The following is a 20,644-nucleotide window of genomic DNA, read 5'->3' as shown; positions in this document are numbered from 1 at the left end:
CGCCATCGTGACATGGGGTTCAGGGAGAGGCGCGATGCTGGGCGACGTGGGTCGCGAGCGTGCGCAGCGACTGGAAGATCTGCTGGTTGCGTTCGTCGTCCGAACGCAGCTGGAAGCCGTAGCGCCGCGAGACTTCGAGCGCGACTTCGAGGATGTCGATGGAGTCCAGGCCCAAACCTTCGCCGTACAGCGGATCGGTGGGGACGATGTCCTCAGGCGCAACCTCCAGATTGAGGGCGTTCACTAGCAGTACGGCGAGTTCTTTTTCGATCGGCGACTGTTCTGACGCATCGCCAGTGGCGGGAATGGGGGGCTGAGCAGTCGATGACAAAAAAACCTCCTGAAAACTTTTTCCTGAACCTATCGTGCGGCCGTGGATTATAGGAGTGCTGCTTGGGGCCTGTTCACCCTGTGCAAGGGGGTCGCGTTGCTTTGCAAAGGGGCTGGCTGCAAGGCGCCCGGGCGCTGCAAGGCCGGCGCCTTGCAAGCGCGGGCAACGCCGCAGACGGCCCCTTTGCAAAGCAACCCGGAGGGAAGCTCGTCACAGCCCGCCCCTCGGCGTTGCGCTCCTTGTGCGTGCGGACGCACGCACGGCGTCACGCGCCTTGAGGGGCAGGCTGTGACGAGCTTCGCGACCCCCTTGCACAGGGTGGACAGGCCCTAGACTACCCGCTTCGATACGACCGGAGCCCTCCATGGCAGACCCCCTTCTGATCGCCCGCCACGACAGCATCGAGTGCGCTCTCCTCCCGAGCCTCGCCAACCGCCATGGCCTCATCACCGGCGCGACCGGCACCGGCAAGACCGTCACCCTGCAGACCATCGCCGAGAAGCTCTCCAGCATCGGCGTGCCGGTGTTCATGGCCGACGTCAAGGGCGACCTGACCGGCATCAGCCAGAAAGGCGCCGTCAGCGACAAGCTGGCCGCCACGCTGAAGGAACGCGGCATCGACGTGCCCGAGCCCTCCGCCTGCCCCGTCACGCTGTGGGACGTGTTCGGCGAACAGGGCCACCCGGTGCGGGCCACCGTGTCCGACATGGGCCCGCTGCTGCTGGGCCGCATGCTCGACGTGAACGAAACCCAGGCCGGCGTGCTGAACCTGGTGTTCAAGATCGCCGACGACAACGGCATGCTGCTGCTCGACCTGAAGGACCTGCGCGCCATGCTGCAGTACGTGGGCGAGAACGCCAGCCAGTTCACCACCGAGTACGGCAACATCAGCGCGGCCAGCGTGGGCGCCATCCAGCGCGGCCTGCTGCAGATCGAGACCCAGGGCGGCGACAAGTTCTTCGGCGAGCCGATGCTCAACATCGCCGACTTCATGCAGACCGTGGGCGGCAAAGGCGTAGTCAACGTGCTGGCCGCCGACAAGCTGATGAACTCGCCGCGCCTGTACGCGACCTTCCTGCTCTGGATGTTGTCGGAGCTGTTCGAGCAGTTGCCCGAAATCGGCGACCCCGACCAGCCCAAGCTGGCCTTTTTCTTCGACGAGGCCCACCTGCTCTTCAACGAAGCGCCCAAGGCGCTGGTGGAGCGCATCGAGCTGGTGGTGCGCCTGGTGCGCTCCAAGGGCGTGGGCGTTTATTTCGTCACCCAGAACCCGCTGGACATTCCCGATTCGGTGCTGGCCCAGCTGGGCAACCGCGTGCAGCACGCGCTGCGCGCCTTCACCCCGCGCGACCAGAAGGCCGTGAAGGCCGCCGCCAGCACCATGCGCCAAAAGCCAGGCCTCGACATCGAGACTGCCATCACCGAACTGGCGGTGGGCGAGGCGCTCGTGAGCTTCCTCGACGAAAAGGGCCGCCCGAGCGTGACCGAGCGCGTGTTCGTGCTGCCGCCAGGCAGCCAGCTCGGCCCGATCACGCCCGACCAGCGCAAGGCATTGATTGCCAACTCGCTCGTCGCCGGCGTATACGAGAAGACGGTGGACCGCGAATCGGCGTACGAAAAACTCAAGGGCCGCGCCGAGTCCGCGCCCGATGCGCCTGCGGCCAAGACGCCGGCCGGCAAGGCCGGCACCGAGGAAGCCGGCTCCGGGATGGGCGGCATGCTCAACGACATGATCTTCGGCAGCACCGGCCCGCGCGGCGGCAAGCGCGACGGCCTGGTGCAGACCATGGCCAAGTCGGCGGTGCGCACCATGGGCACCTCGGTGGGCAAGGAAATCCTGCGCGGCGTGCTCGGCGGGATCTTCGGCAGCAAGAAGCGCTGAAGCGCAGCGCCTACCAGCGCAGCAGCCGCGGCCCCAGCGCGGCGCCCACCAGCACCGGCACGGCGATCCCGCTCACGTACCAGACCGCCAGGAACGGCGCGGTGAGCTCCATGCAGTGCAGCGCATAGACCGCAGCGCCGACACCGCCCGCGAGCGCACCCGCCGCGGCGCCCGCCAGCGCAGGCCGCGTGGGCGCGAGTCCCTTGAGCGCCACCAGCGTGGCCGCAAAAACCGGCAGCGCCATCAGCCCGATGCTGAGCGCGCAGATGCGCCACGACTGCCCCATGAGCGACGGTATCTGGTCCTCGGCCGGCATGTTGAACCAGGCAACGACGGCCAACGCCCAGACCCCGAGCACCGGCAGCACCGCGCCGGCCCATGCACGCCGCACCGCGACGCCCGGTCGCGCGAGCCGCTGCACCATCAGGAAGCCGGCAGCGGCGATGCACAGCGGAAACAACACCTTGACCCAGAACATCGGCCAGAACATGGCCTGCACCAGGTCGCGCCGCAGCCCGTACTCGGCGAACAGGATGGCGAACGACAGCGGCACGCCGACCAGCATCGCCAGCCAGAGCCGCCGGCTCGTCGTATGGCGCGACGCAGCCACAGGGCCGTTCGCCAGCATCGCGACCAGATCGTCGGTCTTCATGCTGAGGCACTCCAGTCGTGGCCGAAGCGCGCAGCCAGCGCCTTGAGCCCGCGGTGGATGCCGACCTTCACCGCCGACTCCGACATGCCCGTCAGGCTCGCGGTTTCGGCCACCGAGAGACCTTCGATCTTCACGTGCACGATCGGCAGGCGCTGGCGCTCGGGCAGCGTCTGGAGCAGGCCGCCCAGGTCGCGCCTTGCGTCGCTGGCCTCGGTGGCCGAATCGGCGAACACCGCGAGGTCGTCGTCCAGCGGGTCATGCAGGTCTTCGCGGACCGACTTGGCGCGCAGGAGGTCGATCATCTTGTAGCGCGCAATCGCATGCACCCAGGCCGTCAGCGGCTGGTCGCTCTGGTAGGTGTGGCGCTGGTTGTGCATGGCGAGCAGGCATTCCTGGACAAGGTCTTCCACTTCATCGGGCCAGCCAAAGAGGCGCTTGCCCAGAAAGGCGCGCAGGTGCGCGCTGAGTTTCTGCAGGAATTCGCGGTAGGCGTTCGCATCGCCATCGAGGCCCCGAAGGAACAGGCTCCGCAGCGCCGCTTCCGCGTCGCCCATCTGCATCCTGCTGCTTATAGGGGTTCGTGCCATCGGGCTGGCTGGTTACAGCCGGGTCGAAAAATAGTGCGTTGGATTGTGCCGTGCCACGGAAGGTGCGTGCGCCCGCAATCCCTTCGCCCGTACCTTGGGCTAAGCTGCGCCGATGTTCAGCGGACTCGTCTCCCACCCTTGGGCCTATCCGGCGCTGGAGGTGGCGCACATCGTCGGCATCGCGCTGCTGTTCGGCGGGCTTTTTGTGTTCGCGCTGCGCGCCCTGGGCATGGGCCGCGAGCTGCCCGCGCCGATGCTGGCACGCATGACGCTGCGTCCCGCCCTGGCCGGCTTCGGCCTATGCGCGGTCACCGGGCTCACGATGTTCTCCGGCCAGCCCGACGAACTGCTGGCCAACACCGCCTTTCGCATCAAGATGCTCCTGATCGCGCTGGCCGGCGCCAACGCGGCGCTCTTTCACTTTCGCAGCGGCGTCGCGGCCCTGGACCGGTTCGCCAGGATGCAATGCCTTCTCTCCTTGGGGTTTTGGCTCGCTGTCATCATCTGCGGGCGCTGGATCGCTTACCTCTGAACTTTCTGAACCGAAGGAGACCGGGATGATGCAAAGACGCCTTTTCGTTGCCGCCTCGACGAGCCTCGCATTGCCCGCCTGGGCCCACCATGGATGGAGCAGCTTCGACCAGGAACGCCCGCTGTACCTGGAGGGACGCGCGACCAAGGTCCTGTGGCGCAACCCGCACGGCGAACTGGAGCTCGAGCTGCCCGACAACCCGACGCTGCCCGCCGACCTGAAGCAACGCGCGTTGCCCAGACAGACCACATCGGTCGACGGCCCGGCGCTCCTGGCCAAGGCGCAACTGCCGACACGGCGCGACCGTAAATGGCAGGTCGAGCTCGCGCCCCTCACGCGCCTGCAGGCCTGGGGCGTCGAAGAGATCAAGCCAGGCACCCAGGTGGGTGTGCTCGGCTTCACCTTCACCGGCGAGAAAGGCGAGGCCGTGCTGCGCGCCGAATACCTGTTCGTCGGCGGCAAGACCTACGGCCTGCGCTCCTCGCCGGCCTGAGCACCACGCGCCGTTCGACGAACGCGGGGCATGGTCCGCCCCGGCTTGCCAGCCGCACGCGTGATCGGTACATTGCATTTTTTGAGGGCCTGCAATGTCCGTAGATAGCACCGAGATCCCTTCCGCACTGCCGGCTGGCACCACGCCGCTTTCGCCTCTCCAGCCTTTCCCTCCGCTGCACCCTTCCTCCTCGACCGGCCACATCCGCCTGACCTCGCATGCCGGCGGCTTCGGCGCACTGCCGATCCAGTGGGGCGCGGCCACCGCCACCGAGCGCGGCCCCGTGGTCGGCACCACAACCAAACGCGCGCACCGCAACGTCATCGGCACGCACAGCGGCTCGTACAGCGTGTACCGCGCGCTCGCGGTGGCGTCCGGCGCCTTGAAGCGCGAGCACAAGGCCGACCTCACCAACACGTCGCCCACCGATGTGATCGGCCCCTATCCGCAGTGGGGCGAGCCGGGCCGCATCGTCTCGCTCGACCCCTGGGGGGCGCTGGTGGCCGATGCGTTCTCCACCGAGTTGGCCGCGGGCTACGACATCCGTCCGACCATCGCGATCACCAAGGCCCACGTGATACTGCCCGAGGTGATCGAGGCGCTGCAAAGCGGGCGCCTGAAGGCCGACGGCCACTTCCTCACGGCGGGCGGCGCCGCGATGGTGACCAAGGCGGCCATCGAACCCGTGTGGTATCTCCCCGAGGTTGCGCGCCGCTTCGGCTGCTCCGAAACCGACCTGCGCCGCACGCTCTTCGAGGAGACGGGCGGCATGTATCCCGAGCTCGTCACGCGCTCCGACCTGGAGGTGTTCCTGCCGCCCATCGGCGGGCAGACGCTCTACATCTTCGGCAACCCGCGCGACTTGGCCAACCCCGAGGTGGAGCTCACCGCGCGCATCCACGATGAGTGCAACGGCTCGGACGTGTTCGGCTCCGACATCTGTACCTGCCGCCCCTACCTCACGCACGCGATCGAGGAATGCATCCAGGGCGCGCAACGCGGCGGCGTGGGGCTCATCGCCTACTCGCGCAAGGAAGGCCGCGCGCTCGGCGAAGTGACCAAGTTCCTCGTCTACAACGCCCGCAAGCGGCAAGTGGGGGGCGACACGGCCGACCAGTACTTCGCGCGCACCGAATGCGTGGCCGGCGTGCAGGACATGCGCTTCCAGGAGCTGATGCCCGACGTCTTCCACTGGCTGGGCATCAAGAAGATCCATCGGCTCGTGTCGATGAGCAACATGAAGTTCGACGCGATCACCGGCTCGGGCATCGAGATCGGCGAGCGCGTGAACATTCCCGATGAACTGATCCCGGCGGACGCCCGCGTCGAGATGGACGCCAAGATGGCCGCCGGCTACTTCACGCCCGGCCCGGTGCCGGACGCCGAGGAACTCAAGAAGGCCAAGGGCCGGGGACTGAGCGAATGAGCAGCAGCAACAACGACGACAAGCTTTCCAGGACGCCGGGCGGTGCCACCGCCGTCGACCCATCCATCGAATTCGCCGTGGACACGGCCCACCCGGCCGCCGCAGCCTCGCTGCTGCGCACCACCGCCGCCATCCGCGAACGTGCGGCTGCCCTGCTGGCGCGCGCGCGCCGCGGCGAATCGCAGTGGTTCCGCATCGGCAGCGACGACGCGCTCGAAGATGCGGCGCGCACGGTGGCCGAGGTCACGCGCGAGCGCTATCCGTGGGACACGATCCCGTACCACAGCCGCTGGCGCCACTTCGAGGCCGGCGGCGTCGATCGCCTGAAGCAACTCGATCAGCTGCTCGGCAAAGGCATCGACGCCCGGCAGCGCGCCCGCGCGCACATCGACCTTGTATTGGTGAGCGTGCTCCTCGACGCTGGCGCCGGCCCCGATTGGCACTACACCGAGCCGGCCACCGGCGAGCGCTACACGCGTTCGGAAGGCCTGGGCATTGCGAGCTTCCATGCCTTCACGAGCGGACTCTTCTCGTCCAACCCCGACCATCCGCTGCAGGTCGACGCGGCCGGGCTCAAGGGACTGGTGACCGACCGGCTCGGCGACGCCTTCCAGGTCAGCGACGTCAATCCGCTGGTGGGCCTTTCAGGCCGCGCCACGCTGCTGCGCCGGCTCGGCGAGGCGATGACAGAGCAGCCCGAATACTTCGGCGACGACGGCCGGCCGGGCGGCCTGTTCGATGCGCTGATCGGCCCCTTGGGCCCGGCCGCGCCGCCCACGGCGGAGATCACCGCGCACCAGATCCTCTCGCTGCTGCTGGAGACGCTCTCGCGCATCTGGCCCTCGGCCAATGCGGTGGACAGCATCGCCATCGACGGCAGCGACAACGCTGGCGGCATCGGCTCGGGCGACCCCGCGCTGGCCTTGGGCGACTGCTGGCGCCACAGCGCGGTACGCGGTCCCGGTCTCACCAACGGCTGGATGCCCTTTCACAAGCTATCGCAGTGGCTCACCTACTCGCTGCTCGAACCCTTCGAATGGGCCGGCGTGAAGGTGCGCCACCTCGACGCGCTCACCGCCCTGCCCGAGTACCGCAACGGCGGCCTCTTGATCGACAGCGGCGTGATCGTGCCGAAAGATGCCGCCTTCCTCACCCGCCGCTGGAAGGCCGGTGACGAGTTCATCGTCGAATGGCGTGCGCTCACCGTGGCGCTGCTCGACGAGGTGGCGCCACGCGTGCGCAAGGTGCTCGACCGCACCGAGGAAGAGCTGCCCCTGGCCTGCGTGCTCGAAGGCGGTACCTGGGCGGCGGGGCGGGCGCTGGCACAACGCTTGCGTGATGGAGCGCCACCACTTCTGATCGAGAGCGACGGCACCGTCTTTTAGACTCCCGGGTTCACTTCGGCAACGCCAGAAAAAATTCCAATGAGCAACGTCCACCTCGTCAACCACCCCCTCGTCCAGCACAAGCTCACGCTGATGCGCCGCAAGGATGCGTCCACCAACAGCTTTCGCCGGCTCCTCAATGAAATCAGCATGCTCATGGCCTACGAGGTCACGCGCGACATGCCGATGCAGGACATCGAGGTCGAAACCCCGCTGGAGACCATGCAGGCCAAGGTCATCGACGGCAAGAAGCTGGTGCTGGTGTCCATCCTGCGCGCCGGCACCGGCATCCTGGACGGCATGCTGACCGTGGTGCCCGGCGCCCGCGTCGGCCACATCGGCCTGTACCGCGACCCCAAGACACTCACGGCCGTCGAGTACTACTTCAAGATGCCCGGCGAGATGGAGAACCGCGACGTGATCGTGGTCGATCCGATGCTGGCCACCGGCAACTCGGCCGTTGCCGCGGTCGAGCGCCTGAAGGAGCTGAACCCGAAGTCGATCAAGTTCGTGTGCCTGCTGACCTGCCCCGAAGGCGTGGCGACGATGCAGAAGGCGCACCCCGATGTACCGATCTACACCGCCGCAATCGACCGCGAGTTGAACAGCCACGGCTACATCCTGCCGGGCCTCGGCGACGCGGGCGACCGCATCTTCGGCACGAAGTAAGGCCCCGGCGGCCAGCACACGCTGACCCTCGGGCAGCGACAAGAAGATTTCCATACCTCGAGGAGAAGCACCGTGACAGCACGCCGTCAGTTGATCATTCGTTCCGTCGCCATCGCCGCAGCACTTGCGGCCGGCGCGCCGGGCATCGCGCTTGCGCAGGCCAAGCTCAAGGTGGCGGCGGTGTACACCGTGCCCTTCGAACAGCAATGGGTGGGTCGCATCCACAAGGCGCTCAAGGCCGCCGAGGCGCGCGGCGAGATCGAATACAAGGCCACCGAGAACGTGAGCAACGCCGACTACGAACGCGTGATGCGCGAGTACGCCACGGGCGGCAACCAGTTGATCCTGGGCGAGGTGTTCGGCGTGGAAGCGGCAGCGCGCAAGGTCGCGAAGGATTTTCCCAAGGTCGCCTTCCTGATGGGCTCGTCGCTCAAGCCCCAGGCGCCCAACTTCAGCGTGTTCGACAACTACATCCAGGAGCCGGCTTACCTGAGCGGCATGGTGGCCGGTGGAATGACCAAGAGCAACCGCATCGGCATGGTCGGCGGCTTCCCGATTCCCGAGGTCAACCGTCTGATGAACGCATTCATGGCCGGCGCGAAGGAAACGAACCCGAAGGTCGAGTTCAGCGTGAGCTTCATCAACAGCTGGTTCGATCCGCCCAAGGCCAAGGAAGCGGCCTTCGCGATGATCGACAAGGGCGCAGACGTGATGTACGCCGAGCGCTTCGGCGTCTCGGATGCGGCCAAGGAAAAGGGCAAGCTCGCCATCGGCAACGTGATCGACACGCAGAGCCAGTACCCCGACACGGTGGTCGCCTCGGCCCTGTGGAACTTCGAGCCTTCGGCCGACCGCGCGATCAAGCTCGTGAAGGAAGGCAAGTTCGCGGCGGAAGACTACGGCGTCTATTCGCAGATGAAGCACAAGGGCTCGGAGCTCGCGCCGCTCGGCACGTTCGAGAAGAAGGTGCCGGCCGACATCGTCGCGAAGGTGAAGGCCAGGCAGGCCGACATTCTCTCGGGCAAGTTCACCGTGAAGGTGGATGACGGCCAGCCCAAATCCACCGCGAAGTAGGCAACCCCGGATGCATGTGAATCTCGCGCGATGGCGAAGCGCAAGCCATGGTTTCGCCGTTGCAGCGCTGGTGCTCGGGCTCGCAGCATGCCAACCGGACTCGGCGAGCGTGGCGGCGCCCGCAGAAGCTGCTGCGCCCCCCGCTGCGGCAGCCTCTGCACCCGCCGCGGCAGCCTCGGCGCCCGCTGCGTCCGCAGTCGCGGCACCGGTCGGCATCCCGGCCGCGTTGCAGGAGCGTGCCGACGCCCTGCTCGCTGCGCACCGGCAGATGATCGTGCTGATGACCGGCGAGCGCGCACTCGGCGCCGCCGAGAAGCGCGCCGTCAGCGCGGTCGGGCAGTTGCTGTTTCATGACATGCAGGAGCGCCAGCGCGCGCTGATCGCCCAGGCCGGCGAGGCCACCGACCCTGCCACGGTGCCGGCCTTGAATGCGCTCCTGGACCGCATCGAAAGCGAGCCGAGCTGGTTCGACGCCGACCGCCTCGCGTTCAAGGAATTCCTCGGCGAATTGAGCACGCGCTATGGCCGGGCGCAGTCGCTGTCCGGGCTCAAGCTGGGCCGCCGCGCGAGCGAAGATCTGGCCGTGCTTGCCGAAATCGAGCAGGCCTACGACCGCGAACTCAAGGACGTGTTCGGCCGCTTCGCGCAACGCGGCATCGAACCCAAGCGCGAGAAGTGGGCCGACTACGTGGCCAAGCTCCAGGGCCTGTATTCGCGAGAACAGATCCTCAAGGACTTCGGCGCCATCGTTCCCTACACCCAGCCCGCGGGCAGTGCCAAGGACAAGGAAGGCGGCGACGCACGCGAGATCTTCGGTACCTCGCTGCCCCCGAAAACCGTGGTGCTGACCTTCGACGACGGCCCGCACGCCAGGCACACCGACGAAATCCTCGACATATTGAAGCGCTACGACGCGCCGGCCATCTTCTTCGAGCTCGGCCAGAACCTCGGCAAGCTCGATGCACAGGGCAAGGCCCAGCTCGGCGCCAACGGCGCGGTGGCAAAGCGCGTGCTGGCCGCGGGCCATGTGCTGGCCAACCACAGCTTCAGCCACAGCATGATGGCCAAGATGAGCGACGACGCGGTTCGCAACGAGGCCACCGAAACCGAGGCGCTGCTCGACGCTACCGGCCGCACGCAATCGACGCTGTTCCGCTTTCCCTACGGCGCGCGCAACGAAGACAAGCTCAGCACGGTCGAAGCGCTCAAGCTGCGCTCGATGCTCTGGACCGTCGACTCCATGGACTGGGCCGACCCGGTGCCCAAGTCGATCGCCGACCGCGTGCTGGCCGAGGTCGACAAGGCCAAGCGCGGCGTGATCCTGTTCCACGACATCCAGGGCCGCACCGTGCAGGCGCTGCCCACGGTACTCGACCAGCTGGTGGCAGACGGCTATCGCTTCGCCACCTGGCGCGACGGCAAGTTCGTCGTCAATGCGCCCAAGCGGCTGCCACCCGACGACGGCGTTGCCGCCGCTGGCGACACGCTCTACCGCGAGAGCCACGCGCTGGTGATCGGCATCGACAAGTACGCCCAGTGGCCCGGCCTGCACCATGCGGTGCTCGACGCCAAGGCCATGGAGCAGATGCTGGTCACGCGCTTCGGCTTCAAGCCCGAGAACGTCACGGCGCTCTACGACGGCGAGGCCACGCGCGCCAACATCCTGCGCACGCTCAACGAGAAGCTGACCGACGGCAAGCGCGTGAAGCGCGACGACCGCGTGCTGGTGTTCTTTGCCGGCCACGGCAGCACCCGCAAGCTCGCGAGCGGACGCGACGTGGGCTACATCGTCCCGGTCGATGCGGCGCTCGACAACCTGCCGGCCGACGCCATCTCGATGCCGCAGCTGCAGGAGGTGGCCGAGGCGCTGTCGGCCAAGCACGTGCTGTTCATGGTGGACGCCTGCTACTCGGGCCTGGGCCTCACGCGCGGCGGTGCACCGCAGGGCAGCAGGAACTTCCTGACCGACAACGCGCGCCGCATCGGCCGCCAGATGATCACCGCCGGCGGCGCCGACCAGCAGGTGGCCGACGACGGCCCGGGCGGCCATTCGGTCTTTACCTGGACGATGCTGCAGGCGCTGTCGGGCAAGGCCGACCTCAACGGCGACGGCGTGATCACCGGCACCGAGCTCGCGGCCTATGTGGCGCCTGCGGTCTCGGCCATCGCGCGGCAGACGCCGGCATTCGGCAGCCTGCCGGGTTCGGAGGGCGGCGAATTCGTGTTCGCGCTGCCCGTCGAGCGCGAAGGCCTCAGCGGCGACAGCGTGCAGCTCGATGCCGCCGCCAGCCGGGTCAACAAGCGCATCGACGAGGCCAACGAGCAGGCCGTTCATGCCGCCGCGGCGCCCAAGCCCGGCGCGGCCGCTGCCGTCGAAGTGGTGGTGAAGAACCTGGACGGCACCGACGCCAAGCTGACCATGCCGGCCGCGGCACCGCTGGCACCGCGCGTGGCCGCCCAGCGCGCCAATGACCGCGGCCTGCAGTTGTACCGCGAGCGCCGCTACGACGAGGCCGAAGCCGCGTTCACCGAGGCGCTGAAGCTGCAGCCGCGCTTTGCGCTCGCGGCCAACAACCTGGGCTTCGTGTACTTCAAGCGCGGCAAGCCGACCGAGGCCGCGCGCTGGTTCGAGCAGGCGATCGACATGGACGGCAGCCGCGCCCTCGCCTACCTGAACCTGGGCGATGCGCACCTGCAGGCCGGCAACGACCCCAAGGCACTTGCGGCCTACACGACCTTCGTCGGCCTCGCGCCCAGGCATCCGCGCGTGGCGGCGCTGCAGGCGTGGATTGCCGCACCCGACGCCGCGCACCGTCCTCAACTACCGCCCAACTCATGACCCACACCTCTTTTCTGCGGCGCCTCCGCGCCCCCCTTCTTGCCGCCGTGCTCGGCGTGCTGCTCGCGGGCTGCGTCGGTGTCTACAAGGGCACCGGCGTCAGCATCAACAGCAGCACCCGGCTGGACGACACCCCGCGCATCGCGGTGATCTCCGCTTTCGAGCCCGAGCTCAAGCTGCTGCTCGCGCGCCTGCAGGGGCCTGCGAAGCACAGCGTGAACGGCGTCGAGTTCACCACCGGCACGCTCGAAGGCAAGCCGGTCGTGCTGTTCCTCTCGGGCATCAGCATGACGAATGCGACGATGAACACGCAGCTCGTGCTCAACCGTTTTCGCGTCGCCGGCATCGTGTTCAGCGGCATCGCGGGCGGCGTGAACCCGTCGCTGCACGTCGGCGACGTGACGGTGCCCGCGCAATGGGGCCAGTACCTCGAGGTGCTGATGGCGCGCGAAACCGCGCCCGGCAAGTACACCGCGCCGCCCTTCATCAAGGACGCCACCTTCCCCAACTTCGGGATGGTGCATCCGCGTCCGGTCGAGGTCCGCTCGGCCGCCAGGCCGGAGATCGAGCGCAAGTTCTGGTTCGAGGTCGATCCGAAGATGCTCGAGACGGCCCGCAGCATCCGCACCGTCGACCTGGCGAACTGCAGCGCCGGCAAGTGCCTCGCGCGCAAGCCCCAGTTGGTGATCGGTGGCAACGGCGTCTCGGGCCAGGCCTTCATGGACAACAAGGCCTTCCGCGAATACACCTTCAAGACCTTCCAGGCCAACGTGCTCGACATGGAAACCGCCGCCGTGGGCATGGTGGCCTACAGCAACGGCGTGCCGTACATCGCCTTCCGCTCGCTCAGCGACCTCGCGGGCGGCGGCGACGGCGAGAACGAGATGGGCACCTTCATGGGCATCGCGGCCGACAACTCGGCCAAGGTCATGCTGGCGTTCCTGGCTGCGTGGAAGTGATGCTGGTTTTTCTCCCTCCCCTTCCGGGTGAGGGTTGGGGTGGGGGCCCGCGGCCCTCGATCGATCACGGTGGTGTTGCGGGCGCCGCTTGCCCCCATCCCAGCCTTCCCCCGGAAGGGGAAGGAGCAAGACCTTCATGACCCACGCGACCGTCCTCCGCCTCCAGGGCATCACCAAGCGCTTCGGCACCCTCGTCGCGAACGACGCCATCTCCCTCGACCTGAAGGCCGGCGAAGTGCTCGCGCTGCTCGGCGAGAACGGTGCGGGCAAGTCGACGCTGATGTCGATCCTGTTCGGCCACTACGTCGCCGACGAAGGCAGCATCGAGGCGTTCGGCGCGCCGCTGCCGCCCGGCAACCCCAAGGCCGCACTCGCCGCGGGCGTGGGCATGGTGCACCAGCACTTCACGTTGGCCGACAACCTCAGCGTGCTGGACAACGTGATGATGGGGACCGAGCCGCTGTGGCGCCCGGTGTCGCGCCGCGCCGCAGCCCTCGCGCGGCTGCTCGAAGTCGCACAGCGCTTCGGCCTGCCGGTACAGCCCGACGCGAAGATCGGCAGCCTCTCGGTCGGCGAACGCCAGCGCGTGGAAATCCTCAAGGCGCTGTACCGCGGCGCGCGCATCCTGATCCTCGACGAGCCGACCGCCGTGCTCACGCCGCAGGAAAGCGAGGCGCTTTTCGCCACGCTCGCGCAGATGGTGGCGCAGGGCCTGTCGGTGATCTTCATCAGCCACAAGCTGGGCGAAGTGCTGCGCGTGTCGCACCGCGTCGCCGTGCTGCGCGGCGGCAAGCTCGTGGCCGAGGCGCGCACGGCCGACACCACGCAGGCGCAGCTCGCGCTGTGGATGGTCGGGCATGCGGTCGAAGCGCCGCAGCGACGGCCCGCCAAGACAGTGGGCGACGCGGTCTGCGTGCTTGACCATGTGAGCACCGCGTCCGCCAAGGGCGGTGGGCAGGACCGGCTGCGCGAGGTGTCGCTCACGCTGCGCGCCGGTGAAATCACCGCCATCGCGGGCGTTTCGGGCAACGGGCAGGTGGCGCTGGCCGAATTGCTGTGCGGCACGCGCCGCGCCGTCTCCGGTACGGCCCAATTGATGGGCCGCGCATTGCCACCCTCGCCTGCCCGGCTGGTGCAGCGCGGCGTGGCGCGCATTCCCGAAGACCGGCATGCGGTCGGCGTGGTGGGCGACCTGCCGGTGTGGGAGAACGCAGTGTCGGAGCGGCTGCGCAGCCCGGTGTTCTCGCGCTGGTCCGTGTTCGTGCGGCGTGCTGCCGCGCGGCTGCATGCCCGGCGCATCGAAAAGGCATTCGACGTGCGCGGCGCCGGGCTCATGGCACCGGCCCGCTCGCTCTCCGGTGGGAACATGCAGAAACTGATCCTGGGGCGCGCCCTGCTCGCGCCCGAGCAGGCGGAAGAAACCAAAGGCAGCGACAACAAGAAGTACCCGAACCGCGCGCCGCGCCTGATCGTCGCGCACCAGCCGACGTGGGGCCTGGACATCGGCGCGGTCGCCTATGTGCAGCAGCAACTCATCGCCGCGCGCGATGCCGGCGCGGCGGTGCTGGTGATTTCCGACGATCTCGACGAAGTGCTCACCCTTGGCGACCGCGTGGCCGTGATGCATGGCGGCCATCTCGGCGAAGCGCGCCCGGTCGCGGCCTGGACGCGCGAAGCCATCGGGCTGGCGATGGCTGGCGCCACCACGAAAGGCGCGCCATGATGCGGCTCGAACGACGCCACGAAACCTCGCGCGCCGCACTGGTGCTGGCGCCCATCGGCGCCGTCGTCTTCACCATGGTCGTGAGCGCATTGCTCGTGCTGTGGGCCGGCGCGCCGGTCGGCCGCACCTACGCGCTGCTGCTGCAGGGCGGCTTCGGCTCTGTGTTCGCATGGAGCGAAACGCTCACGCGCGCGATCCCCCTGATCCTCACCGGACTGGCCGCGACGGTCGCCTTCAAGGCGCGGCTCTTCAATATCGGCGCGGAGGGGCAACTGTTCGCCGGCGCCCTCGCTGCCGTGGCCGTGGGCGGCATGCATGGCGGCACGGGCTTCGAACTCTCGCCGTGGGTGCTGTTCCCGCTGATGATGCTGGCCGCCGCCGTGGCCGGCGCCCTGCTGCTGCTCGGCCCGGCGCTCATGAAGAACAAGCTCGGCGTCGACGAGGTGGTGACCACGCTCTTGATCAACTTCATCGTGCTGCTCGGCGTCTCGGCCCTGCTCGACGGGCCGATGAAAGACCCGACCGCCATGGGCTGGCCGCAGAGCGTGTCGCTGCAGCCAGACCTAGAACTCGGCAAGCTCATCGCCCAGACGCGCGTGCACACCGGGCTGCTCTGGGCGGTGTCGCTCGCGGTGATCGTGTGGGCGATCTTCAAGTACACGGTGCTGGGTTTCGACATCCGCGCGGTCGGCGCCAATGCACGCGCCGCCGCGTTCGCCGGCGTGCCGGTCACGCGCACCGTGGTGATGGTGGCGCTGCTCTCGGGCGCGCTGGCCGGGCTGGCCGGTGCCATCGAGGTGGCGGGCCGCACCAGCTACGTCACGCTCGACATGTCGCCGGGCTATGGCTACACCGGCATCGTGATCGCGATGCTGGCCGGCCTGCACCCGCTGGGCGTGATCGCTGCGGGCGTGTTCGTGGCCGGCGTGCTGGTCGGCGCCGACACCATGAGCCGCGCGGTGGGCGTGCCGACCTACATCGCCGACGTGATCGTCGCGGCCTCGCTGATCGCGGTGCTGGTGGCAACGCTGCTGACGCAGTACCGGGTGCGACTCAAATGACGGCACGCCTCTCCCCGGTCTTGCTCCTTCCCCTCCCGGGGGAAGGCCGGGATGGGGGCATCGGACTCCAATGCGAGCGCCGCTTGCCCCCACCCCAACCCTCCCCCGGGAGGGGAGGGAGAAATTCGCCATGACGGACCTGCTGGACATTCTTTCCAACCCCGCCTTCTGGGTTGCGGTGCTGCGCATCGCCACGCCGCTCATCCTCGGCACGCTTGGCGTGCTGCTGTGCGAACGCGCGGGCGTGCTCAACCTCGGCATCGAAGGGATCATGGTCGCGGGCGCCTTCACCGGATGGCTCGCGGTGTACGCCGGGGCGCCGCTGTGGGTCAGCGTCGGCGTGGCGGCACTCACGGGCATGGTGTTCGGGCTGCTGCATGCCTTTCTTACCGTGGGACTTGCGCTCTCGCAGCATGTCTCCGGCCTCGGCATCACGCTGCTCGCGACGTCGCTCAGCTACTTCGGCTACCGCGTGAGCTTTCCGAAGGTGAACACGCCCCCGACCATCACACCCTTTGCGCCGATGGACTGGCTGCCCGTGCCCATCCTCAACGCACAGACCGCGCTCACGCTGTTCGCGCTCTTGCTCGTGCCCGCGGTCGGTTGGGTGCTGTACCGCACGCCGCTCGGGCTCGCGCTGCGCATGGTCGGCGAGAACCCGCAGGCGGCCGAGAGCCAGGGCGTGTCGGTCGCGGCCACGCGCACCGGGGCGATCGTCGCGGGCTCGGCGCTGATGGGCATGGCGGGCTCGTTCCTCACGCTCTCGGCTTTCAACGCCTTCTTCTTCAACATGGTGAACGGCCGCGGCTGGATCTGCGTGGCGCTGGTGGTGTTCGCCTCGTGGCGGCCCGGCAAGGCCCTGCTGGGCGCGCTGCTGTTCGCCTTCTTCGACGCGCTGCAACTGCGGCTGCAACAATCGGGCGACGCCGTGCTGCCCTACCAGCTCTACCTGATGCTGCCGTACCTGCTGTCGATCCTCGCGCTGGTGCTGGTGGCGCGCAAGGCCAGTTATCCGCAGGCGCTGATGAAGCCATATCGCAAAGGGGAACGTTGAGATGATGAAGACCACCGCTGCCACCCTGCTCGCCACGATGCTCGCGCTCGGCAGCACCGGCGCGAATGCGCTGGGCAGCGACTACAGCTACGACACCTTCAAGACGCCCGATTCGGTCAGCTGGGTACAGCTGTGCGGCACCTGGGGGAAAGATCACCAAGGCACCTACCGCGTGGTCCATGCCGACCAGTACGCGCAGTCGTTCCTCTATGTGCAGTGGATGGGGCGCGATGCCAACGGCGGCCTGCATGCCGAGCACACGGTCGCCATCGCCGAACTCGACAACGACCACGCCGAGGTCGCACTCACCGACATCACCTGCCGCGCCACGCCGCGCGGCATCGTGGTGACGGCGAAGGCGGCATCCGGGCATGACGACAAGCTGCGGCGCGTGACGATCGAGGTCGGGCCTGCGGCGGGGCAATACCGCTACAGGGCGCAACGCACGCGTTGAAGCACGGCCCGCTGCTGCGGTTCCGACCGCTTCTATGGAACCGAAGGCGTCGCCGCTCGCCGCAACCTCTGCATCAGCCGCGTCATTCCGCGCAGCGGTGCCGTGATGCGCCATGAACGCGATGCCTGCATCGCGGCGAGGTGTTCTTCGAGTTGCGCGTTGCGTATGGCCGTCTTGTCGAGCGCCCGCTTCAATGCGGTCCTGTCGAGCGTTGCATGGCTCGGGAATTCAATGCCCGCCAGCCTTGCACCGGGATCGACGCCACGGCCCGGCGCGCCATCGGCCGCCAGCTCCTTGCCGATGCGCACCTTCGACGGCTCGGCCGTCCGCACGTGCGCCCGCAAGGCCGAGGTGCGATCGAGCCTGTCGCCGAGGGTCGGGCGCAAGGCCTCGTAGAGATAGTCCGGATCCTCGATGAACCGCGGAAAATCGAGCAGCACGACCGGAATGTTCCGCCTCACGAGCGCATGCAGGAGCTCATGAAACCCCAGCGCGAGAAGCCTTGCCTGGTCGATCGGATTGAGCGAATAGACGATGCCACCCGGCGTTGCCGCCCAGGTCTCCCATCGCGTGCAATCGTCGGGCAGCGCTGCGTTGCCATGCCGCGCGCGCAGCTCGTTGACCGTGCGGCTGGTCGCAGCTTCGACGATGCTTCGCATGGGAATGACGACCGCGTCCACCACGGTCTCGGGGTCAGCCAGCAGGCGTTCCGCGAACTCGTACAGCCAGGGCGACTTGACCACGTAGGGCGCATCGGCATTGCCCACGAGCAGGTCTTCCAGGCCCGCATTGGCGTCCTCATCGTAGCCAGGGCGCTGTTGGTGGGCGAGCTGGGTGTCCAGGCCGCATGCGGCCAGGTACTGCACCAGGAATGTGGTGCCTGCGCGGCCCGTCCCCGCTATGAGCAAATGGTTCTTCATCTTCTCCCGTCGCGCAGGCTCCATGTGCCGAAGGCGGACATCAGGCTGCTTGCGGCCTGGGCGACTTCGCAGCTCGAGGTGTCGATGACCAGGTCGGGCTGGAGCGGCGGCTCGTAGATGTCCGAGATACCGGTGAACTTGGCAACCTCGCCGCGGCGCGCACGCGCATACAGGCCCTTGACGTCGCGCTGCTCGCAAACGGCCAGGGAGGCGCGCACATGGACTTCGCGAAAGGCCGTGCCGATGATTTTGCGCGCCATCGCGCGCTGCTCCCGCATCGGAGACACGGCCGCAACGATGACCACCAGCCCCTGGTCGCTCAGCAGGCGGGCGACTTCGGCCATCCGCCGGATGTTCTCGCGGCGGTCCGCATGGCCGAACCCCAGGCCCTGGCTCAAGCCGCGCCGAACGTCGTCGCCGTCGAGGATGGCCACCGGCATGCCCTGTGCCATTGCGCGCTCGCGCAGGCTGCTGGCGATGGTGGACTTGCCCGCGCCCGACAGGCCCGTCAACCAGATGACGCATGATCCGGAACCCCGCGGTCTTTGCAGCGCTACCGGATTGCCGTCAATTCGCATGAAGTGATAAACAAGGGGTACCAAAGCATCCGAGGATAGGTAGCATGTTCTTGCGTTTTGTCTCCCGGGCGTAAAGATTTCTGAGCTGAAAATTAGAGCCCTCTCGCTCTCCGAATACACACCCACGCAGATCCTCCGATGTTGAATCTTCTGGTCACCAACGCCACCCTCCCCGACGGCCGCACCGGCATGTCGATCGCCGTGCAGGACGGCCTCATCGCCGAGGTCACCGAAGGCCTGGACGCCCCGGCGCACGAGAAGCTGGACGCAGAGGGCCTGCTGCTCGCCCCTCACTTCGTCGACCCGCACTTCCACATGGACGCCACGCTGAGCTACGGCCTGCCGCGCGTCAACGAGAGCGGCACGCTGCTCGAAGGCATTGCGCTGTGGGGCGAGCTCAAGCCGCTGCTCACTGCCGATGCGCTGATCGAGCGCGCACTGGCTTATTGCGATTGGGCTGTGGCCAAGGGCCTGCTGGCCATCCGCACGCACGTGGACACCAGCGATGCGAGCCTGCTCGCCGTCGATGCGCTGCTCGAGGTCAAGCGCCAGGTCGCGCCCTACATCGACCTGCAGCTGGTCGCCTTTCCGCAGGACGGCGTGCTGCGCTCCCAAGGCGGCGTCGAGAACCTCACGCGCGCGCTCGACAAGGGCGTGGACGTGGTCGGCGGCATTCCGCATTTCGAGCGCACCATGGCCGACGGCGCTGCCAGCGTGAAGCTGCTGTGCGAGCTGGCCGCCGAGCGCGGCAAGCTGGTGGACATGCACTGCGACGAGTCCGACGACCCGCTCTCGCGCCACATCGAGACGCTCGCTTTCGAGGCGCAGCGACTGGGCCTGCAGGGCCGCGTCACCGGCTCGCACTGCACCTCGATGCATTCGATGGACAACTACTACGTGAGCAAGCTGCTGCCGCTCATCGCGCAAAGCGGCGTGGCCGTCATCGCAAACCCGCTCATCAACATCACGCTGCAGGGCCGCCACGACACGTATCCGAAGCGCCGCGGCATGACGCGCGTGCCCGAACTGGTGGCGGCCGGCGTGAACGTCGCCTTCGGCCACGACTGCGTGATGGACCCCTGGTACGGCATGGGCTCGGGCGACATGCTCGAAGTGGCGCACATGGGCCTGCACGTCGCGCAGATGACGAGCCAGGCCGGCATCCGCCAGTGCTTCGAGGCGGTGACGACGAACGCCGCGCGCGTGATGCACCTGGAGCGCTACGGCATAGAGCCCGGCTGCGACGCGAGCTTCGTGCTGCTGCAGGCGCGTGATCCCGTCGAAGCGATCCGGCTGCGGGCGACGCGGCTCAAGGTCTTTCGCAAGGGCCAGCTGCTGGCGGAAACGCCGGCCGCCACGGCAGCGCTGCACCTGCCGGGTCGGGCGCCCTCGAGCAGTTGGATGATTCCCAAGGCTTGAGCCCATGATGAACGGGGCGAAATGATGGTGCGAACCCGATGAACGATTCCTGGAGAGACCCGACATGAAAGTCCACGGCGCCTGCCATTGCGGCCGGATCACCTACGAGGCCGAAGTCGATCCCGACAAGGTCAGCCTTTGCAACTGCGCCGATTGCCAGGTCCTCTCGGGCACGGCCTATCGTGTCTCGGCGCCGGTGCCGGCCGAGAGCTTCCACCTGCTGACCGGCCAGCCCAAGGTCTATGTCAAGACGGCCGAGAGCGGAACGCGCCGCCGCCAGAGCTTCTGCGAGAACTGCGGAACGCCGATTGCTTCGAGCCCCGACATCGACCCGCCACCCACCTACTCGCTGCGCATCGGCAGCATGGCGGAGCGCGACCGGTTGCCGCCGCGCCGCCAGCAGTGGTGCCGGTCAGCGCTCGGCTGGTCGCAAGACCTCAGCGGGCTGCCGGCGCAGCCGACCGAGTAGCGCAAGCCGATCCGCCATTCTCGAGGTCGCACCACATGTGCACCTTGGGCAGCAGCGCGCCATCGAGCGCAATGGCCTGCGGCTCGGCATCCGCGGCTGTCAGGCGGCGCACAATGTTGTGGTCCTTCATGGAGCTT

Annotated in this window: 21 protein-coding genes; 15 read left to right on the top strand and 6 right to left on the bottom strand. The window is 67.9% G+C overall.

What is annotated here, in order from left to right:
- Positions 1–19: 19 nt before the first annotated feature.
- Positions 20–331, bottom strand: a complete 312-nt coding sequence (locus M2282_RS20655) for a phosphopantetheine-binding protein (protein WP_280810635.1) — start codon at positions 329–331, stop codon at positions 20–22.
- A gap of 364 nt (positions 332–695) precedes the next feature.
- On the opposite strand from M2282_RS20655, the gene M2282_RS20650 reads away from it, so the two are divergent.
- A complete protein-coding gene (locus tag M2282_RS20650) occupies positions 696–2,213 on the top strand; it encodes a helicase HerA-like C-terminal domain-containing protein (protein ID WP_280810634.1) in 1,518 nt (505 codons plus the stop codon).
- A gap of 10 nt (positions 2,214–2,223) precedes the next feature.
- Here M2282_RS20650 and M2282_RS20645 read toward each other — a convergent pair whose 3' ends face one another.
- Together M2282_RS20645 and M2282_RS20640 are read right to left on the bottom strand one after the other, a co-directional pair.
- Positions 2,224–2,865 carry a DUF1109 domain-containing protein gene (locus tag M2282_RS20645; RefSeq protein WP_280810633.1) on the bottom strand — a complete coding sequence of 214 codons (642 nt, stop codon included), beginning with the start codon at positions 2,863–2,865 and terminating at the stop codon, positions 2,224–2,226.
- Complete coding sequence (locus M2282_RS20640; protein ID WP_280810632.1) at positions 2,862–3,419, bottom strand: sigma-70 family RNA polymerase sigma factor; 558 nt, start codon at positions 3,417–3,419, stop codon at positions 2,862–2,864. The genes M2282_RS20645 and M2282_RS20640 overlap by 4 nt, the downstream gene beginning before the upstream one ends.
- Positions 3,420–3,564: 145 nt before the next feature.
- Here M2282_RS20640 and M2282_RS20635 point away from each other — a divergent pair, with 145 nt between their 5' ends.
- The 12 genes from M2282_RS20635 to M2282_RS20580 all read left to right on the top strand — a co-directional run bounded on the left by M2282_RS20635 (position 3,565) and on the right by M2282_RS20580 (position 17,121).
- Positions 3,565–3,984, top strand: a complete 420-nt coding sequence (locus M2282_RS20635; protein ID WP_280810631.1) for a hypothetical protein — start codon at positions 3,565–3,567, stop codon at positions 3,982–3,984.
- A 25-nt stretch (positions 3,985–4,009) separates the two neighbouring features.
- Positions 4,010–4,477, top strand: a complete 468-nt coding sequence (locus tag M2282_RS20630; RefSeq protein ID WP_280810630.1) for a DUF6152 family protein — start codon at positions 4,010–4,012, stop codon at positions 4,475–4,477.
- A gap of 94 nt (positions 4,478–4,571) precedes the next feature.
- Positions 4,572–5,903, top strand: coding sequence for a GTP cyclohydrolase II (locus M2282_RS20625; RefSeq protein ID WP_280810629.1), 1,332 nt, complete (start codon positions 4,572–4,574; stop codon positions 5,901–5,903).
- A complete protein-coding gene (locus M2282_RS20620) occupies positions 5,900–7,288 on the top strand; it encodes a URC4/urg3 family protein (protein ID WP_280810628.1) in 1,389 nt (462 codons plus the stop codon). Before M2282_RS20625 ends, M2282_RS20620 begins: the two co-directional genes overlap by 4 nt.
- Before the next feature lie 39 nt (positions 7,289–7,327).
- On the top strand, positions 7,328–7,957 hold the full coding sequence (gene upp, locus M2282_RS20615) for a uracil phosphoribosyltransferase (RefSeq protein WP_007837874.1): 630 nt from the start codon (positions 7,328–7,330) through the stop codon (positions 7,955–7,957).
- 72 nt (positions 7,958–8,029) lie between these two features.
- On the top strand, positions 8,030–9,031 hold the full coding sequence (locus M2282_RS20610) for a BMP family protein (RefSeq protein WP_013541662.1): 1,002 nt from the start codon (positions 8,030–8,032) through the stop codon (positions 9,029–9,031).
- Positions 9,032–9,140: 109 nt separating this feature from the next.
- Positions 9,141–11,870 (top strand): polysaccharide deacetylase family protein, encoded by a 2,730-nt coding sequence (locus M2282_RS20605; RefSeq protein WP_280810627.1) that lies wholly within the window; start codon positions 9,141–9,143, stop codon positions 11,868–11,870.
- Positions 11,867–12,829 carry a 5'-methylthioadenosine/S-adenosylhomocysteine nucleosidase gene (locus tag M2282_RS20600; protein ID WP_280810626.1) on the top strand — a complete coding sequence of 321 codons (963 nt, stop codon included), beginning with the start codon at positions 11,867–11,869 and terminating at the stop codon, positions 12,827–12,829. The genes M2282_RS20605 and M2282_RS20600 overlap by 4 nt, the downstream gene beginning before the upstream one ends.
- A gap of 136 nt (positions 12,830–12,965) precedes the next feature.
- Positions 12,966–14,552: an ABC transporter ATP-binding protein gene (locus M2282_RS20595; protein ID WP_280810625.1), complete on the top strand. Its 1,587-nt coding sequence runs from the start codon at positions 12,966–12,968 to the stop codon at positions 14,550–14,552.
- Positions 14,552–15,613, top strand: coding sequence for an ABC transporter permease (locus M2282_RS20590; protein WP_280810624.1), 1,062 nt, complete (start codon positions 14,552–14,554; stop codon positions 15,611–15,613). Before M2282_RS20595 ends, M2282_RS20590 begins: the two co-directional genes overlap by 1 nt.
- Positions 15,614–15,743: 130 nt before the next feature.
- Positions 15,744–16,667: an ABC transporter permease gene (locus M2282_RS20585; protein WP_280810623.1), complete on the top strand. Its 924-nt coding sequence runs from the start codon at positions 15,744–15,746 to the stop codon at positions 16,665–16,667.
- 1 nt (position 16,668) lies between these two features.
- Entirely contained in the window at positions 16,669–17,121 is a 453-nt protein-coding gene (locus M2282_RS20580; RefSeq protein ID WP_280810622.1) for a hypothetical protein, read from the top strand.
- A gap of 32 nt (positions 17,122–17,153) precedes the next feature.
- Here the strand turns inward: M2282_RS20580 and M2282_RS20575 are convergent, their stop codons facing one another.
- Together M2282_RS20575 and cysC are read right to left on the bottom strand one after the other, a co-directional pair.
- Positions 17,154–17,987: a hypothetical protein gene (locus M2282_RS20575; RefSeq protein WP_280810621.1), complete on the bottom strand. Its 834-nt coding sequence runs from the start codon at positions 17,985–17,987 to the stop codon at positions 17,154–17,156.
- 50 nt (positions 17,988–18,037) lie between these two features.
- Entirely contained in the window at positions 18,038–18,619 is a 582-nt protein-coding gene (cysC, locus tag M2282_RS20570) for an adenylyl-sulfate kinase (protein ID WP_280810620.1), read from the bottom strand.
- A 138-nt stretch (positions 18,620–18,757) separates the two neighbouring features.
- Between cysC and M2282_RS20565 the strand changes: the two genes are divergently transcribed.
- Together M2282_RS20565 and M2282_RS20560 are read left to right on the top strand one after the other, a co-directional pair.
- Positions 18,758–20,038 carry an amidohydrolase family protein gene (locus tag M2282_RS20565; RefSeq protein ID WP_280810619.1) on the top strand — a complete coding sequence of 427 codons (1,281 nt, stop codon included), beginning with the start codon at positions 18,758–18,760 and terminating at the stop codon, positions 20,036–20,038.
- Positions 20,039–20,102: 64 nt separating this feature from the next.
- Complete coding sequence (locus M2282_RS20560; protein WP_280810618.1) at positions 20,103–20,507, top strand: GFA family protein; 405 nt, start codon at positions 20,103–20,105, stop codon at positions 20,505–20,507.
- On the opposite strand, the gene M2282_RS20555 is transcribed toward M2282_RS20560, so the two are convergent.
- Positions 20,476–20,637 (bottom strand): hypothetical protein, encoded by a 162-nt coding sequence (locus tag M2282_RS20555; protein WP_280810617.1) that lies wholly within the window; start codon positions 20,635–20,637, stop codon positions 20,476–20,478. The two genes, M2282_RS20560 and M2282_RS20555, sit on opposite strands and share 32 nt — an antisense overlap.
- Positions 20,638–20,644: the final 7 nt, after the last annotated feature.

The organism is Variovorax boronicumulans (assembly GCF_029892485.1).
Taxonomy (GTDB): Bacteria; Pseudomonadota; Gammaproteobacteria; order Burkholderiales; family Burkholderiaceae_C; genus Variovorax; species Variovorax boronicumulans_B.
The sequence above is the reverse complement of the archived record's forward strand: the minus strand, read 5'-3'. Positions and strand labels throughout refer to the sequence as shown.